A 13850-nucleotide genomic window follows, 5' to 3' on the forward strand; every position below is an offset into this window, starting at 1 on the left:
TTTTAGTTGAATATTTTGACATAAAAAAACCGCCTTAAAAAATTAGATATTATGTCTAACTTTTTTAAGGCGGTACAAAAAGCATTACTCTTTTTTTATTTTTATATTTATAACCCCTTGCATTTATATAATAAATCTAGTATTATAAATAGGTAATTGCCGCAGGGGATTAGTATGCTCTTGGGGTATATGTTTACATTCGGCTTTGATGTGAAAGGTTGCGACACACCCGGCCGCTTTGCCATGATAGGGCGTGGCGGTAATTTTCACGGAGCTAGTCTTATTTTCAAATAAAGGCGAGGAGGGAAAACAATGGCAAAACAAAAAATTCGTATTCGTTTAAAGGCATATGAACACCGTATCTTAGATCAATCTGCTGAAAAGATTGTTGCTACTGCGCAAAGAACTGGAGCAAACATTTCTGGTCCAATTCCATTGCCAACAGATAGAACTGTTTATACTGTTTTGGCTTCACCACATAAATTCAAGAAGTCACGTGAACAATTTGAAATGTTAACTCATAAACGTTTAATCGATATTTTGAATCCAACACCAAAAACTGTTGATTCATTAATGAAACTTGATTTACCAAGTGGCGTTGATATCGAAATCAAACTATAATAAAAACTATAAAATACATTAATATCGGAGGTGTACTCATGACCAAAAAAGGAATCTTAGGTAAAAAAGTTGGAATGACTCAAGTTTTCGATGAAAACGGTGAGTTAATTCCAGTAACTGTTGTTGACGTAACTCCTAACGTTGTATTACAAACTAAGTCTGCAGAGGCTGATGGTTACAACGCTATTCAATTAGGTTACGATGACAAGAGAACTGTTTTAAGTAACAAACCAGAACAAGGTCATGTAGCAAAAGCAAAAACAGATCCTAAGCGCTTCATTAAAGAAATCAGAGATGTTGAGCTTGGTGATTATAAAGTATCAGATGAAATCAAGGCAGATATTTTCCAAGCAGGAGATGTCGTTGATGTAACTGGAATTACTAAAGGTCATGGATACCAAGGTAACGTTCATAAAGATGGTCAAGCTCGTGGACCTGAAACTCATGGTTCAAGATATCACCGTCGTCCTGGTTCTCTTGGTGTTATTATTAACCGAGTAACTAAGGGTATGAAACTTCCTGGTAGAATGGGTAACAAACAAGTTACTATTCAAAACCTTGAAATTGTTAAAGCTGATGCTGAAAACAACGTTCTTTTAATTAAAGGTAACGTACCAGGTGCAAATAAATCATTCTTAACTATTAAATCTGCTTCACGCGGATCACAAAAATAAGAAAGGAGGAACCATAAATGACAAGCGTAGCATTATATAAACAAGATGGTAGCAAAAACGGAAACGTTGATTTAAACGATGCAATTTTTGCTATTGAACAAAACGATAACGTAGTATTCGACGCCGTAACTATGCAAAGAGCATGTTTACGTCAAGGTACTCACGCTGTTAAGAATAGAAGTGCTGTTCGCGGTGGTGGTAAAAAACCATGGCGTCAAAAGGGTACTGGACGTGCTCGTCAAGGTTCAATTCGTTCACCACAATGGCGTGGAGGCGGTATTGTATTTGGACCAACTCCTCGTTCATACAGTTACCACTTACCTAAAAAAGTTAGTCGTTTAGCTTTAAAATCTGTATTAACAGAAAAAGTTACTAACGATAATTTCGTAGTTGTTGACTCAATTAACTTCGATGCTCCTAAAACAAAGAGTTTTAAAGACATGCTAAGTAAATTAGATTCTGCAGCTAAAACATTAGTAGTTTTGGAAGAAGACAACAAAAACGCTGCTATTTCAGCTCGTAACATTGAAAATGTTAGAGTAGTAAACGCTGAAGGTATTAATACTTTAGACGTTTTACGTAGTGAAAAAGTTGTCATCACAAAGGCTGCTCTTTCTCAAGTAGAGGAGGTGCTCGCATAATGGAATCACGCGATATTATTTTACGTCCAGTTATTACTGAAGCATCTACTTCATTAATGGACGACAAGAGATATACATTTGATGTTGATTTACGAGCAACTAAGACACAAGTAAAGAAAGCAATTGAAGATATCTTTGATGTTAAGGTTGTTAAAGTTAACATAATGAACCTTAAAGGTAAATTAAAACGCCAAGGTCGTTATGTTGGATATACTAAGAAACGTCGTAAAGCAATTGTTACTTTATCTGACGATTCAAAAGAAATTAAATTATTTAGCGATAAATAAAATAAATAATATAGGAGGGAAATACAGTGGCGATTAAAAAATACAAGGCAACCACTAATGGTCGTCGTAATATGACTGGTTTTGATTACAGTGTTATCACTACTTCAACACCTGAAAAGTCATTATTAGCTGCTAAAAAGCATACTGCTGGTCGTAATAACTACGGTCACATGACTGTTCGCCATCGTGGTGGCGGTAACAAAAACCAATACCGTATTATTGATTTCAAGAGAAATCATGATGACGTAGATGGTATTGTTAAGACTATTGAATACGATCCAAACCGTACTGCTAACATCGCTTTAGTTGTTTATACTGATGGTATTAAATCATACATTATTGCACCTAAAGGATTAAAAGTTGGCGACAAAGTTCAATCAGGTTCAAACGCTGATATCAAGGTGGGTAACGCACTACCATTAAAGGACATTCCTGTTGGTACCGTTATTCATAATATTGAATTAAAACCTGGTAAGGGTGGACAATTAGTTCGTTCTGCTGGTGGTTCAGCTCAATTACTTGGTAAGGAAGGTAAATACGTATTAGTAAGATTATCTTCTGGTGAAGTTCGTATGATTCTTTCTGTTAACCGTGCCACAATCGGTAGCATTGGTAACGAAGAACACGAATTAATCAACATTGGTAAAGCTGGTCGTAACCGTTACAAAGGTCAACGTCCTCACGTTCGTGGTTCTGTAATGAACCCTAACGATCACCCTCATGGTGGTGGTGAAGGTAAAGCTCCTGTTGGTTACCCATCACCATTATCACCATGGCACAAGAAGACTAACGGTAAGAAAACTCGTTCTAAGAAAGCTCGTTCTAACAAGTTTATCGTTCGTCGTCGTAAAGCAAGAAAATAATATAATATATCTGCAAGAAAATGTAGATTATTTTGATAAAGTTATCGAAGAGGAGGTTTCATAATGGGTCGTAGTTTAAAAAAGGGACCTTTTGCCGACAAACATCTTTTGAAAAAAATCGATGCTCAAAAAGATCAAGAAAAGAAATCAGTAATTAAAACTTGGTCACGTCGTTCAACTATTTTCCCTAGTTTCATTGGTTACACTATCGCAGTTTATGATGGGAGAAAACATGTCCCAGTTTACGTTCAAGAAGATATGGTAGGCCATAAATTAGGTGAATTCGTACCAACTCGCACATTCCATGGTCATGGTAGTGGCGACGATAAGAAAACTGTTTAACAAGGGAGGATAACTAATGGCTGAACAAATTACATCAGCAAAAGCTACTGCTAGAACTGTTCGTATTGCAGCTCGTAAGGTCCGCCTTGTAGTTGATCTTATTAGAGGTAAAAGCGTTTCAGAAGCAAATGCAATTTTGAAGTTCACTCCAAGGAGTGCATCTCCAGTTGTATCAAAAGTTCTTATGTCTGCCGTAGCTAATGCAGAAAACAATTTTGATTTAGATAGAGAAGACTTGGTAGTAAGCGAAGTTTTTGTTAACGAAGGACCAACTTTAAAACGTTTCCGTCCTCGTGCTAAAGGTTCTGCTTCTCCAATTAACAAACGTACTAGTCACATTACAGTAGTAGTCTCAGAAAAATAGGAGGGATAAAGCCGTGGGTCAAAAAATTAATCCAACCGGATTACGTGTAGGAATCATTCGTGATTGGGAAGCCAAATGGTATGCAGAAAAAGATTTTGCTGCTAATTTGAATGAAGACTTAAAAATCCGTGCTTATATTGAAAAAAGACTCGCTGACGCATCCGTCTCAACAGTAGAAATTGAACGTGCAGCTAAACGCGTTAACGTTTCAATTCATACTGCAAAACCAGGAATGGTTATTGGTAAAGGCGGTTCAGAAGTCGAAAATCTTCGTAAAGAATTAAATGCTTTAACAAGCAAACGTGTACACATCAACATCATTGAAATCAAGAAACCTGATTTAGATGCTAAATTAGTTGGTGAAAACATTGCTCGTCAACTAGAAGGCCGTGTAGCTTTCCGTCGTGCAATGCGTCAAGGTATGCAACGTGCAATGCGTTCAGGAGCAAAGGGTATTAAAACTCAAGTTGCTGGTCGTTTAAATGGTGCAGATATGGCTCGTATCGAAACATATTCTGATGGAACTGTTCCTTTGCATACATTAAGAGCAGATATTGATTACTCATGGGTAGAAGCACATACTACTTATGGTTCAATTGGTGTTAAGACTTGGATTTACCGTGGTGAAGTATTACCAACTAAACCAAGTGATAAGAAAGAAAATAAAGGAGGGAAATAAACATGCTAGTACCTAAACGTGTTAAGTTCCGTCGTGAACACCGTGGTAAGTTACGTGGACACTCAAAGGGTGGAACTAAGGTAGCTTTCGGTAGTTATGGATTACAAGCTTTAGATTCACATTGGATTTCAAACCGTCAAATCGAAGCTTGTCGTATTGCTATTACTCGTTATATGAAACGTGGTGGGAAAGTTTGGATCAAGATTTTCCCTCATAAATCATACACTGAAAAAGGTGTAGGAGTTCGTATGGGTAACGGAAAAGGTTCTCCAGCAGGATGGGTAGCACCCGTTAAACGTGGAAAAGTATTATTTGAAGTTGGAGAAGTTTCTGATGAAGTTGCTAAAGAAGCTTTGCGTTTAGCTTCAACAAAACTTCCTGTTCGAACTAAGATTATTAAACGTGAGGAAGTAGGTGGCGAATCAAATGAAGGCTAAAGAAATTAATGAACTAACCACTGCTCAAAAAATTGAGAAGGAACAAAGTTATAAAGAAGAATTGTTCAACCTTCGTTTTCAATTAGCTACTGGTCAATTGGAAAACACTGCAAGATTGAAACAAGTTCGCAAAAATATTGCTAGAATTAAGACATCTTTACGTCAAGAAGAATTAAACAAGTAGAATACGATAAAAGGAGGTTGTAATGTATGGAACGTAATATGCGTAAGGTCTACAAAGGCCGTGTGGTTTCAGACAAGATGGATAAAACTATCTCTGTTGTTGTTGAAACATATAAAATCCATCCTACTTACGGAAAACGTGTTAAATACTCTAAAAAGTACAAAGCTCATGATGAAAACAACGCAGCTAAAGTTGGCGATGTTGTTGAAATTATGGAAACACGTAAGCTTTCAGCTACTAAGCATTTCCGTTTAGTAAATATCGTTGAAAAAGCGGTAACTATCTAGGTTTTATATTTTATCGTATTCTGAGTAAATACCGGAAGGAGGGTATTAACTGTGATTCAACAAGAAAGTCGTTTAAAAGTTGCTGATAACTCAGGTGCCCGTGAACTTTTAACTATTAAAGTTTTAGGTGGATCAAGTAGAAGATACGCTGGTATCGGTGATATAATTGTTGCTACTGTTAAGCAAGCAACACCAGGTGGCGTTGTCAAAAAAGGTGACGTTGTAAAAGCTGTTATTGTTAGAACAAAGGCGGTTTCTCGTCGTGCAGATGGTTCATACATTCGTTTTGATGAAAATGCTGCTGTTTTAGTACAAGACGATAAGAGTCCAAAGGGAACACGTATTTTTGGACCAGTTGCTCGTGAACTACGTGACAACCAATTTATGAAGATTGTTTCCTTAGCGCCTGAAGTACTTTAATACTATTGTTGACCAAGGAGGTGCCGTTAAATGTTTATTAAGACCGGTGACAAAGTTCGCGTTATTAGTGGTAAAGATAAAGGTAAAGAAGGAACTGTTACCAAAACTATTGCCTCAAAAGACCGCGTAGTCGTTGAAGGTATTAACAAAGTTAAGAAACATCAAAAAGCTTCACAAGCTAATCCACAAGGTGGAATTCAAGAAGTTGAAGCTCCTATTCATGTTTCAAACGTTATGTTAATTGATCCATCAAACAATGAACCTACTCGTGTTGGTTTCAAAGTTGAAGATGGAAAGAAAGTTCGTATTTCTAAAAAGACAAACAAATCTATCGATTAATACTTAATTGAAAGGAGGATACCTTTTCATGTCAAACCGTTTGCAAGACAAATACAAGAATGAAATAAGCAAATCTTTAGTTGAAAAATTCAACTACTCATCAATTATGCAAGCTCCTAAGCTTGACAAAATTGTTCTAAACATGGGTGTTGGTGACGCAGTTACTAACGCTAAAAACCTAGACGAAGCTGTTGCTGAATTAGCATTAATTTCAGGTCAAAAACCTTTAATTACTAAAGCTAAAAAATCAATTGCTGGTTTTAGATTACGTGAAGGTAACGCTATCGGAGCTAAAGTTACTCTTCGTGGAGAACGTATGTATGATTTCTTAGACAAATTAATTAATGTTTCATTACCTCGTGTTCGTGATTTCCATGGTGTAAACAATAGATCATTTGATGGTCGCGGTAATTACACTTTAGGTATTCGTGAACAATTAATTTTCCCAGAAATTAACTATGATAACGTTAACCGTGTTCGTGGTTTAGACATTGTTATTGTTACAACTGCTAACACTGATGAAGAATCAAAAGAATTGTTAGGTCAATTCGGAATGCCATTCGCTAAATAAGAGGAGGTTATACAATGGCTAGAAAAGCATTAGTTGTAAAGAGTGAACGTCCAGCAAAGTTTTCTACTCAAAACTACACACGTTGTGAACGTTGTGGACGCCCTCATTCAGTTTACAAGAAGTTTCATTTGTGCCGACTCTGCTTAAGACAACTTGCTCATAAGGGACAAATTCCTGGTATGAAAAAGGCTAGTTGGTAAAATATATTTAAAAACAAGGGAGGTTTACGTTAATGTCCATGACAGACCCAATTGCAGACTTTTTAACACGTATTCGTAACGCTAACATGGTTCGTCACGAATCTGTTGAAGTTCCTGCTTCAAAAATCAAGCGTAACATTGCTGAAATTTTAAAACGTGAAGGTTTTATTCGCGATGTTGAATACATTGATGACGACAAACAAGGCGTTATTCGTGTATTTCTTAAATATGGTAAAAACAATGAACAAGTTATCTCTGGCTTAAAGAGAATTTCTAAACCAGGTTTACGTTCATATGTTAAATCTGATTCAGTTCCTAAGGTTTTAAACGGTTTAGGAATTGCTATCATCTCAACTTCTGAAGGTTTAATTACTGATAAAGAAGCTCGTGCTAAAAAAATTGGTGGAGAAGTATTAGCATACATTTGGTAATACTTTTTTAAAGAAATGGAGGTGTAATAATGAGTCGTATCGGTTATAGAAAAGTTGTATTACCTGAAGGTGTTGAAGTAAAAAGAGATGGTGATATGGTTACTGTTAAAGGTGCAAAGGGTACTTTAACCCGCGAATTTTCACCAATGATTAAAATGAACATTAACGATAACATCGTAACTTTTGAACCTACTGGTAAGTACGATAACAAAGAACGTGCAATGCACGGAACAATGCGTGCTAACTTCAACAATATGGTTGAAGGTGTTACTAAAGGCTTTAGTAAAACTCTTAAATTAGTCGGTGTTGGTTACCGTGCACAAGCTAAGGGTAGTAACTTAACTTTAAATGTTGGTTACTCAAACCCAGTTGAAATTGCTATCAATGATGATTTAACTGTTGAAACACCTAACAACACTACAATTAATATTAGTGGTATTAACAAACAATTTGTTGGTGACTTTGCTGCTAAAGTTCGTGCCGTTCGTTCACCAGAACCTTACAAAGGTAAAGGTATTCGTTACGAAAACGAAGTTGTACGTCGTAAAGAAGGTAAAACTGGTAAATAATCTATTTGATTATATTACTTTATTAATATTTGAATTTAGAGGTGACTATTTTGATTTCAAAACCAGACAAAAACAAAACACGTCAACGTCGTCATTTGCGTGTTCGTAACAAAATTTCTGGTACTGCTGAGTGCCCACGCTTAAACGTTTACCGTTCTAATAAAAACATCTACGCTCAAGTTATTGATGATGTAGAGGGTGTAACGCTTGCTAGTGCCTCTACTCTTGACAAAGAAGTTAGTGGTAGCAACAAGACTGAACAAGCAAACTCTGTTGGTTCATTAGTTGCAAAGCGTGCTGCTGACAAGAAAATTAAAAATGTTGTTTTCGATCGTGGTGGATACTTATACCATGGACGTGTTAAAGCCTTAGCTGAAGGCGCACGTGAAAACGGATTAGAATTTTAAGAAAAGGAGGAATTAACCACAAATGGCAGAATTTATTGATCCAAGTAAATTAGAACTTGAAGACACTGTTGTTTCAATCAACCGTATTACTAAGGTTGTTAAAGGTGGTCGTCGTCTTAGATTTGCCGCTTTAGTAGTTGTTGGTGATAAAAATGGACATGTTGGATTCGGTACTGGAAAAGCTCAAGAAGTTCCAGAAGCTATTCGCAAAGCCGTTGAAGATGGTCGTAAGAATTTAATCACTGTTCCAATTGTTGGTACAACTATTCCTCATGAAATTATCGGTACTTACGGTGGTGGTAAGATCATGTTAAAACCAGCTGAAGAAGGTTCTGGAGTTGCAGCCGGTGGTGCTGTACGTTCAGTTATGGAATTAGCTGGTGTTGCTGATGTTACAAGTAAACGTTTGGGTTCAGATACCCCAATCAATGCTATTCGTGCAACATTTGCAGGATTAAAATCATTAAAGAGTGCAGAAGAAGTTTCCGCTTTACGTGGTGTTTCTACTCAACACTTAGCAGAATAAGGAGGGGTTAGAAGATGGCTAAATTACACGTTACTTTAACTCATAGTGCTGCTCACCGACTCCCCAAACAACGTAAGATTGTTAAAGCTCTTGGCTTAGGCCGTGTTAACAGTCAAGTTGAGTTACCAGACAATGAAGCTACTCGTGGAGCTTTGTTTAAAATTGCACACTTAGTTAAAGTTGAACAAGTTAAGTAAAATAACAAGGAGGTGCGCTTCTCATGAAATTACATGAATTAAAATACGCTGAAGGTTCACGTAGTTCAAGACAAAGATTAGGTCGAGGACTTGGAAGTAAAGGTAAGACTTCTGGTCGTGGACAAAAAGGTCAAAAAGCTCGTAGCAAAACTCGTTTAGGTTTTGAAGGGGGCCAAATGCCTTTATACCGTAGAATTCCAAAACGTGGTTTCACTAACATTAGTCGTAAAGAATACGCTGTTGTTAATTTAACTACTTTAGAACAATTCGATAACGGTACTGAAGTTACACCAGAATTATTAAAAGAATCTGGTATTGTTAAGAATACTAAGAGCGGTATCAAAGTTCTTGCAAATGGTAGTTTAAGCAAAAAGCTTACAGTTAAAGCAAGTAAATTTTCTGCTACTGCTAAGGCAGCAATTGAAGACGCTGGCGGTAAGATTGAGGTGATCTAATGCTATCAACCATGAAAAACGCTTTTAAGGTTAAAGACATTAGAAATAAAATTCTTTTTACCTTAGGAGTATTGATCGTATTTAGGCTTGGAGCTTTTATAACTGTTCCTGGAATAAACGCAAATGCACTCCAAAGCGTTGCCTCATCTGGATTGGTTAGCATTTTGAACACCTTTAGTGGTGGTGGATTAACAAATTATTCACTTTTCGCTATGGGTGTTTCGCCCTATATTACAGCACAAATAGTTGTTCAACTTCTTCAAATGGATATAGTTCCTCGCTTCGTTGAATGGAGTAAACAAGGAGAAGTTGGTCGGAAAAAATTAAATCAAGTTACACGGGTGTTAACCGTTTTTCTTGCTTTTATCCAATCTATTGGAATTACAGCTGGATTTAACGCTTTAAGTAGTTTAAATCTTGTTCAAAATCCTGGACCTTCTACTTATATAAGTATCGGATTAATTCTTACAGGTGGTTCTATGTTAACTACTTGGATGGGTGATATGATTACAGATAGAGGTATCGGTCAAGGTGTTTCAATGATTATTTTTGCCGGTATTATTGCTAGAATTCCTGTTGGAATTCAACAAATTTACAAAGAATATTTTGTTGGGGATTCTAATTCACAATTATGGCAATCAATAGCTTTTGTTGTAGCATTGTTTATAGTTATTCTTATCATAGTTACTTTTGTAACATGGGTTCAACAAGCTGAACGTAGAATTCCTATTCAATACACCAAGAGAGTTTCAGGTTCATCTAGTAACAGTTACTTACCTTTGAAGGTTAATGTAGCTGGGGTTATACCTGTAATTTTTGCTAGTTCTTTCATATCTACGCCACAAACAATTTTGATGGCTTTTGCTAAGAATCACTCTGGTGATACTTGGTATCAAGTTATGAGTAATGTCTTTAATATGCAAACTGTTTATGGAGCAACATTGTATACATTATTAATTATCTTATTTACTTTCTTCTATGCTTTCGTTCAGGTTAACCCTGAAAAGTTATCCGAGAACTTGCAAAAACAAGGAAGTTATATACCAGGCGTTTGGCCTGGTCATGAGACACAAAGTTACGTTTCATCATTATTAATGAGATTAAGTGCCGTTGGTGCTATTTTCTTAGGTGTAGTTGCTTTGATTCCTTTGATTGCTCAAAATGTTTGGAATCTGGATGAATCTATTGGTTTAGGTGGTACTAGCTTACTAATCGTTGTTGGTGTTGCAATCGAAACCATTAGACAAATAAAAGGTCTTATGATGAAACGAGAATATGTAGGTTTCATTAAGGATTCTCGTCCTGATAAATTATAATTTGAGCTGGAGGATATTATTATGTCAATGAATTTAATTTTAATGGGTCTTCCTGGTGCTGGAAAAGGTACACAAGCTGAAGACATTGTTGCAAAGTATAAGATACCTCATATATCTACTGGGGATATTTTTAGAGCAGCGATTAGCAATAAGACTGACTTAGGATTAAAAGCAAAACAATATATTGATAAGGGTAATTTGGTACCTGACGACGTTACTTGTGGAATTGTGAAAGAAAGACTATCTGAAGATGACACTAAAGTTGGTTATATGCTAGATGGTTTTCCAAGAACAATTGATCAAGCTAATAGTTTAGAAAATATCACTTCTGAGTTAGATAATAAATTAGATGCTGTTATTAATATTGATGTTGATCCTGATGTTTTAGTTGAAAGACTCTCAGGCAGATTTATTTGCAAAAACTGTGGCGCTACTTACCATAAAATCTACAAAATGCCTAAAGTTAATGATACTTGTGATATCTGTGGTGGACATGAATTTTATCAACGTAGTGATGACAAACCCGAAACTGTAAAAAATCGTTTAGATGTTAACATTAAAATGAACACACCTTTAATAGATTTTTACAAACAAAAAGGTTTGCTATACACAGTTGATGGTAATCAAAATATTGATGATGTTAAAAAAGACATTGATAAAATATTACAAAGATTTTAATAAGATACTTTGATTATAATGTTTATTGTAGCTATATTATTTGTATGATAGACTTTTGTGTATAATAATTGTGTTTTAATAGAATCTTTTAATGTTTTGTTTACTAATATAATTTATTTATTGATGTAAATTAACTATTTTCGAGGAGGAAATTCTTTGTCTAAGGATAATGTTATTGAAATTGAAGGTAAGGTTACTGAAACTTTACCTAATGCTATGTTTCGTGTTGAACTTGAAAATGGACATGAAATTTTAGCACATGTTTCTGGTAAAATACGTATGCATTATATTAGAATTTTACCTGGAGATCGCGTTACTGTTGAAATGTCACCATATGATTTAAGCAAGGGACGTATTACTTATAGATTTAAGTAATCGTTTTGCATAGTATAGGAGGTTTATAGTATGAAAGTTCGTCCATCAGTAAAACCGATGTGTGAAAACTGTAAAGTTATTAAGAGAAAAGGCCGCGTTATGGTTATTTGCTCAAACCCTAAACATAAACAAAGACAAGGTAAATAATTTACCTATAAAAACAGGAGGTGTATTCTAATGGCTCGTATCGCCGGAATTGATTTACCACGTGAAAAACGTATCGTTATTGGTCTAACATACATTTATGGTATTGGTCAAAGTACTTCTGCTGAAATTCTTGCTAAAGCTGGCGTTTCAGAAGATGTTCGTGTTCGTGATTTGACACCAGATCAAGAAGATAAAATCCGTGAAGTTGTAGATAGTTACAAAATCGAAGGTGACTTACGTCGTGAAGTAAGTATGAACATCAAGAAACTTCAAGAAATTGGTTCATACAGAGGTATTCGTCATCGTCGTGGATTACCAGTTAGAGGTCAACATACAAAGAACAACGCCCGTACTCGTAAGGGTAAGAAAACCACAATGGCTGGTAAAAAATAGTATAAAAGGAGGTTTGTAAACCATGGTTCAAAAGAGAAACAGTCGTAAACGTAGAGTAAAGAAGAATATTGAAGCCGGTGTTGCTCATATTCACTCTACTTTCAATAATACTTTAGTTATGATTACTGATGTTCAAGGTAACGCAATTGCTTGGTCATCAGCTGGTGCTTTAGGTTTCCGTGGAAGTCGTAAGTCAACTCCTTTTGCTGCCCAAATGGCTGCAGAAGCTGCTGCTAAAACTGCAATGGAACACGGTATGAAATCCGTAGAAGTTTCAGTTAAAGGACCTGGTTCTGGTCGTGAATCCGCAATTCGTGCACTTCAAGCTACCGGTTTAGAAGTTGCTGCAATTCGTGATGTTACCCCAGTTCCTCATAACGGTTCTCGTCCTCCAAAGCGTCGTCGAGTTTAATTTCTTATTCATCTTGTTCAAGATGAAAATAATTTTTGACTCATAGCGTTTTGAAAGGGGTAAAGGATAAGAATGATTGAATTTGAAAAACCTAATATTCATAAGATTGATGAAACTGATAATTATGGAGAAGTTGTCGTAGAACCATTAGAACGTGGTTATGGTACAACTCTTGGAAACTCGTTGCGAAGAATTTTACTTTCATCTTTACCTGGTGCCGCTGTTACTAGTATTCAAATTGATGATGTGTTGCATGAATTTTCCACTGTTAAAGGTGTTGTAGAAGATGTAGCTCAAATCATTTTGAATGTAAAGAAAATTTCTTTGAAACTTGATATCGCTGACGATGAAGAGAAATCAATGGAAATTAACGTAACTGGACCTGCTCAGGTAACTGCTGGCGATATCCAAGCTGATGGAGACGTTACTGTTCTAAACCCTGATCTTAAGATTTGTACAGTTGCTGAAGGTGCAACATTCCATATGAGAATGACTGCCAACAAAGGCCGTGGATATGTTTCTGCTGATGAAAATAAGGCTCGTAATGATGGAATGCCAATCGGTGTCTTACCAGTTGATTCCATTTATACCCCAATCGAACGTGTTAATTATCAAGTTGAAAATGCACGTGTTGGTCAAAGAGCTGATTTTGATAAACTAACATTAGATGTATGGACTGACGGTTCTATTACTCCTAGTGAGGCTGTTAGTTTAGCAGCTAAGATTTTAAGTGAACATTTATCTATGTTTGTTGATTTAACCGATGAAGCTAAAAATGCTGAAGTCATGGTTGAAAAAGAAGAAACACATAAAGAAAAAATGCTTGAAATGACTATTGAAGAATTAGATTTATCTGTTCGTTCATACAATTGTTTGAAACGTGCTGGAATCAACACTGTTCAAGAATTGACTGACAAAAGTGAAATGGATATGATGAAGGTTCGTAACTTAGGACGTAAGTCTTTAGTTGAAGTAAGAGAAAAACTTGCTAACCTTGGATTATCATTTCGTAAAGAAGATTAGTATAAAGGAGGA

General features: G+C 35.9%; 28 protein-coding genes. All 28 read left to right on the forward strand.

Going from position 1 to position 13850, the window contains the following annotated elements; translation table 11 throughout:
• Positions 1-312 precede the first annotated feature (312 nt).
• The 28 genes from rpsJ (at position 313) to K5Q11_RS02190 (ending at position 13838) form a co-directional block, all read left to right on the forward strand.
• Positions 313-621, forward strand: coding sequence for a 30S ribosomal protein S10 (rpsJ, locus tag K5Q11_RS02055; protein WP_056966150.1), 309 nt, complete (start codon positions 313-315; stop codon positions 619-621).
• Positions 622-659: 38 nt separating this feature from the next.
• Entirely contained in the window at positions 660-1295 is a 636-nt protein-coding gene (gene rplC / locus K5Q11_RS02060; protein WP_220728635.1) for a 50S ribosomal protein L3, read from the forward strand.
• A 17-nt stretch (positions 1296-1312) separates the two neighbouring features.
• Positions 1313-1936: a 50S ribosomal protein L4 gene (gene rplD, locus K5Q11_RS02065; RefSeq protein WP_220751059.1), complete on the forward strand. Its 624-nt coding sequence runs from the start codon at positions 1313-1315 to the stop codon at positions 1934-1936.
• Positions 1936-2223 carry a 50S ribosomal protein L23 gene (rplW, locus tag K5Q11_RS02070; protein WP_220728637.1) on the forward strand — a complete coding sequence of 96 codons (288 nt, stop codon included), beginning with the start codon at positions 1936-1938 and terminating at the stop codon, positions 2221-2223. The genes rplD and rplW overlap by 1 nt, the downstream gene beginning before the upstream one ends.
• Positions 2224-2249: 26 nt before the next feature.
• A complete protein-coding gene (gene rplB, locus K5Q11_RS02075) occupies positions 2250-3086 on the forward strand; it encodes a 50S ribosomal protein L2 (protein ID WP_220751060.1) in 837 nt (278 codons plus the stop codon).
• A 63-nt stretch (positions 3087-3149) separates the two neighbouring features.
• The gene (gene rpsS / locus K5Q11_RS02080; protein WP_220728639.1) at positions 3150-3428 is read left to right on the forward strand and encodes a 30S ribosomal protein S19; all 279 of its coding nucleotides are present in this window, start codon (positions 3150-3152) and stop codon (positions 3426-3428) included.
• Positions 3429-3444: 16 nt separating this feature from the next.
• Positions 3445-3792, forward strand: coding sequence for a 50S ribosomal protein L22 (rplV, locus tag K5Q11_RS02085; RefSeq protein WP_054657574.1), 348 nt, complete (start codon positions 3445-3447; stop codon positions 3790-3792).
• 13 nt (positions 3793-3805) lie between these two features.
• Positions 3806-4471, forward strand: a complete 666-nt coding sequence (gene rpsC, locus K5Q11_RS02090; RefSeq protein WP_220728640.1) for a 30S ribosomal protein S3 — start codon at positions 3806-3808, stop codon at positions 4469-4471.
• A gap of 2 nt (positions 4472-4473) precedes the next feature.
• Positions 4474-4908: a 50S ribosomal protein L16 gene (rplP, locus tag K5Q11_RS02095; protein WP_220728641.1), complete on the forward strand. Its 435-nt coding sequence runs from the start codon at positions 4474-4476 to the stop codon at positions 4906-4908.
• A complete protein-coding gene (gene rpmC, locus K5Q11_RS02100) occupies positions 4898-5092 on the forward strand; it encodes a 50S ribosomal protein L29 (RefSeq protein WP_054657580.1) in 195 nt (64 codons plus the stop codon). Before rplP ends, rpmC begins: the two co-directional genes overlap by 11 nt.
• A gap of 26 nt (positions 5093-5118) precedes the next feature.
• Entirely contained in the window at positions 5119-5379 is a 261-nt protein-coding gene (rpsQ, locus tag K5Q11_RS02105) for a 30S ribosomal protein S17 (RefSeq protein WP_220728642.1), read from the forward strand.
• A gap of 51 nt (positions 5380-5430) precedes the next feature.
• Positions 5431-5799 (forward strand): 50S ribosomal protein L14, encoded by a 369-nt coding sequence (rplN, locus tag K5Q11_RS02110; protein WP_054657584.1) that lies wholly within the window; start codon positions 5431-5433, stop codon positions 5797-5799.
• A gap of 30 nt (positions 5800-5829) precedes the next feature.
• Positions 5830-6138 carry a 50S ribosomal protein L24 gene (gene rplX / locus K5Q11_RS02115; RefSeq protein WP_054657586.1) on the forward strand — a complete coding sequence of 103 codons (309 nt, stop codon included), beginning with the start codon at positions 5830-5832 and terminating at the stop codon, positions 6136-6138.
• A gap of 28 nt (positions 6139-6166) precedes the next feature.
• Positions 6167-6709 carry a 50S ribosomal protein L5 gene (gene rplE, locus K5Q11_RS02120; protein WP_054657587.1) on the forward strand — a complete coding sequence of 181 codons (543 nt, stop codon included), beginning with the start codon at positions 6167-6169 and terminating at the stop codon, positions 6707-6709.
• 14 nt (positions 6710-6723) lie between these two features.
• Positions 6724-6909 carry a type Z 30S ribosomal protein S14 gene (locus K5Q11_RS02125; RefSeq protein WP_054657589.1) on the forward strand — a complete coding sequence of 62 codons (186 nt, stop codon included), beginning with the start codon at positions 6724-6726 and terminating at the stop codon, positions 6907-6909.
• A gap of 32 nt (positions 6910-6941) precedes the next feature.
• Positions 6942-7340 carry a 30S ribosomal protein S8 gene (gene rpsH / locus K5Q11_RS02130; protein ID WP_220728643.1) on the forward strand — a complete coding sequence of 133 codons (399 nt, stop codon included), beginning with the start codon at positions 6942-6944 and terminating at the stop codon, positions 7338-7340.
• A gap of 29 nt (positions 7341-7369) precedes the next feature.
• Positions 7370-7909 (forward strand): 50S ribosomal protein L6, encoded by a 540-nt coding sequence (gene rplF, locus K5Q11_RS02135; protein WP_220751061.1) that lies wholly within the window; start codon positions 7370-7372, stop codon positions 7907-7909.
• A 50-nt stretch (positions 7910-7959) separates the two neighbouring features.
• Complete coding sequence (rplR, locus tag K5Q11_RS02140) at positions 7960-8316, forward strand: 50S ribosomal protein L18 (RefSeq protein ID WP_220728645.1); 357 nt, start codon at positions 7960-7962, stop codon at positions 8314-8316.
• Between the two features lie 22 nt (positions 8317-8338).
• On the forward strand, positions 8339-8842 hold the full coding sequence (gene rpsE / locus K5Q11_RS02145) for a 30S ribosomal protein S5 (protein WP_220728646.1): 504 nt from the start codon (positions 8339-8341) through the stop codon (positions 8840-8842).
• Between the two features lie 14 nt (positions 8843-8856).
• Complete coding sequence (rpmD, locus tag K5Q11_RS02150; RefSeq protein ID WP_056966161.1) at positions 8857-9039, forward strand: 50S ribosomal protein L30; 183 nt, start codon at positions 8857-8859, stop codon at positions 9037-9039.
• Positions 9040-9062: 23 nt separating this feature from the next.
• Positions 9063-9494: a 50S ribosomal protein L15 gene (gene rplO / locus K5Q11_RS02155; protein ID WP_054657599.1), complete on the forward strand. Its 432-nt coding sequence runs from the start codon at positions 9063-9065 to the stop codon at positions 9492-9494.
• Positions 9494-10810 carry a preprotein translocase subunit SecY gene (gene secY, locus K5Q11_RS02160; protein ID WP_220751062.1) on the forward strand — a complete coding sequence of 439 codons (1317 nt, stop codon included), beginning with the start codon at positions 9494-9496 and terminating at the stop codon, positions 10808-10810. The genes rplO and secY overlap by 1 nt, the downstream gene beginning before the upstream one ends.
• A gap of 27 nt (positions 10811-10837) precedes the next feature.
• The gene (locus K5Q11_RS02165; protein ID WP_285289884.1) at positions 10838-11488 is read left to right on the forward strand and encodes an adenylate kinase; all 651 of its coding nucleotides are present in this window, start codon (positions 10838-10840) and stop codon (positions 11486-11488) included.
• Between the two features lie 156 nt (positions 11489-11644).
• On the forward strand, positions 11645-11863 hold the full coding sequence (gene infA / locus K5Q11_RS02170) for a translation initiation factor IF-1 (protein ID WP_054657603.1): 219 nt from the start codon (positions 11645-11647) through the stop codon (positions 11861-11863).
• Between the two features lie 30 nt (positions 11864-11893).
• On the forward strand, positions 11894-12010 hold the full coding sequence (gene rpmJ, locus K5Q11_RS02175) for a 50S ribosomal protein L36 (protein WP_034531530.1): 117 nt from the start codon (positions 11894-11896) through the stop codon (positions 12008-12010).
• A 30-nt stretch (positions 12011-12040) separates the two neighbouring features.
• Positions 12041-12403 carry a 30S ribosomal protein S13 gene (rpsM, locus tag K5Q11_RS02180; protein WP_220728649.1) on the forward strand — a complete coding sequence of 121 codons (363 nt, stop codon included), beginning with the start codon at positions 12041-12043 and terminating at the stop codon, positions 12401-12403.
• Between the two features lie 22 nt (positions 12404-12425).
• Positions 12426-12815: a 30S ribosomal protein S11 gene (gene rpsK, locus K5Q11_RS02185; protein WP_220728650.1), complete on the forward strand. Its 390-nt coding sequence runs from the start codon at positions 12426-12428 to the stop codon at positions 12813-12815.
• Between the two features lie 72 nt (positions 12816-12887).
• Complete coding sequence (locus tag K5Q11_RS02190) at positions 12888-13838, forward strand: DNA-directed RNA polymerase subunit alpha (protein ID WP_056966168.1); 951 nt, start codon at positions 12888-12890, stop codon at positions 13836-13838.
• Positions 13839-13850 lie beyond the last annotated feature (12 nt).

It is taken from the genome of Apilactobacillus xinyiensis, assembly GCF_019656235.1.
GTDB classification, from domain to species: Bacteria; Bacillota; Bacilli; order Lactobacillales; family Lactobacillaceae; genus Apilactobacillus; species Apilactobacillus xinyiensis.

What these genes read in the sequence shown, in the direction of transcription:
- rplO (WP_054657599.1), top strand. Translation starts at nt 9,063, where the DNA reads ATGAAATTACATGAATTAAAATACGCTGAAGGTTCACGTAGTTCAAGA.
- K5Q11_RS02190 (WP_056966168.1), top strand. Translation starts at nt 12,888, where the DNA reads ATGATTGAATTTGAAAAACCTAATATTCATAAGATTGATGAAACTGAT.
- rpsK (WP_220728650.1), top strand. Translation starts at nt 12,426, where the DNA reads ATGGTTCAAAAGAGAAACAGTCGTAAACGTAGAGTAAAGAAGAATATT.
- rplX (WP_054657586.1), top strand. Translation starts at nt 5,830, where the DNA reads ATGTTTATTAAGACCGGTGACAAAGTTCGCGTTATTAGTGGTAAAGAT.
- K5Q11_RS02165 (WP_285289884.1), top strand. Translation starts at nt 10,838, where the DNA reads ATGAATTTAATTTTAATGGGTCTTCCTGGTGCTGGAAAAGGTACACAA.
- rpsH (WP_220728643.1), top strand. Translation starts at nt 6,942, where the DNA reads ATGTCCATGACAGACCCAATTGCAGACTTTTTAACACGTATTCGTAAC.
- rplF (WP_220751061.1), top strand. Translation starts at nt 7,370, where the DNA reads ATGAGTCGTATCGGTTATAGAAAAGTTGTATTACCTGAAGGTGTTGAA.
- rpsQ (WP_220728642.1), top strand. Translation starts at nt 5,119, where the DNA reads ATGGAACGTAATATGCGTAAGGTCTACAAAGGCCGTGTGGTTTCAGAC.
- rpmD (WP_056966161.1), top strand. Translation starts at nt 8,857, where the DNA reads ATGGCTAAATTACACGTTACTTTAACTCATAGTGCTGCTCACCGACTC.
- rplP (WP_220728641.1), top strand. Translation starts at nt 4,474, where the DNA reads ATGCTAGTACCTAAACGTGTTAAGTTCCGTCGTGAACACCGTGGTAAG.
- rplD (WP_220751059.1), top strand. Translation starts at nt 1,313, where the DNA reads ATGACAAGCGTAGCATTATATAAACAAGATGGTAGCAAAAACGGAAAC.
- rplV (WP_054657574.1), top strand. Translation starts at nt 3,445, where the DNA reads ATGGCTGAACAAATTACATCAGCAAAAGCTACTGCTAGAACTGTTCGT.
- rpsE (WP_220728646.1), top strand. Translation starts at nt 8,339, where the DNA reads ATGGCAGAATTTATTGATCCAAGTAAATTAGAACTTGAAGACACTGTT.
- rplW (WP_220728637.1), top strand. Translation starts at nt 1,936, where the DNA reads ATGGAATCACGCGATATTATTTTACGTCCAGTTATTACTGAAGCATCT.
- rpsJ (WP_056966150.1), top strand. Translation starts at nt 313, where the DNA reads ATGGCAAAACAAAAAATTCGTATTCGTTTAAAGGCATATGAACACCGT.
- K5Q11_RS02125 (WP_054657589.1), top strand. Translation starts at nt 6,724, where the DNA reads ATGGCTAGAAAAGCATTAGTTGTAAAGAGTGAACGTCCAGCAAAGTTT.
- rpsM (WP_220728649.1), top strand. Translation starts at nt 12,041, where the DNA reads ATGGCTCGTATCGCCGGAATTGATTTACCACGTGAAAAACGTATCGTT.
- secY (WP_220751062.1), top strand. Translation starts at nt 9,494, where the DNA reads ATGCTATCAACCATGAAAAACGCTTTTAAGGTTAAAGACATTAGAAAT.
- rpmC (WP_054657580.1), top strand. Translation starts at nt 4,898, where the DNA reads ATGAAGGCTAAAGAAATTAATGAACTAACCACTGCTCAAAAAATTGAG.
- rpsS (WP_220728639.1), top strand. Translation starts at nt 3,150, where the DNA reads ATGGGTCGTAGTTTAAAAAAGGGACCTTTTGCCGACAAACATCTTTTG.
- rplE (WP_054657587.1), top strand. Translation starts at nt 6,167, where the DNA reads ATGTCAAACCGTTTGCAAGACAAATACAAGAATGAAATAAGCAAATCT.
- rpmJ (WP_034531530.1), top strand. Translation starts at nt 11,894, where the DNA reads ATGAAAGTTCGTCCATCAGTAAAACCGATGTGTGAAAACTGTAAAGTT.
- rplC (WP_220728635.1), top strand. Translation starts at nt 660, where the DNA reads ATGACCAAAAAAGGAATCTTAGGTAAAAAAGTTGGAATGACTCAAGTT.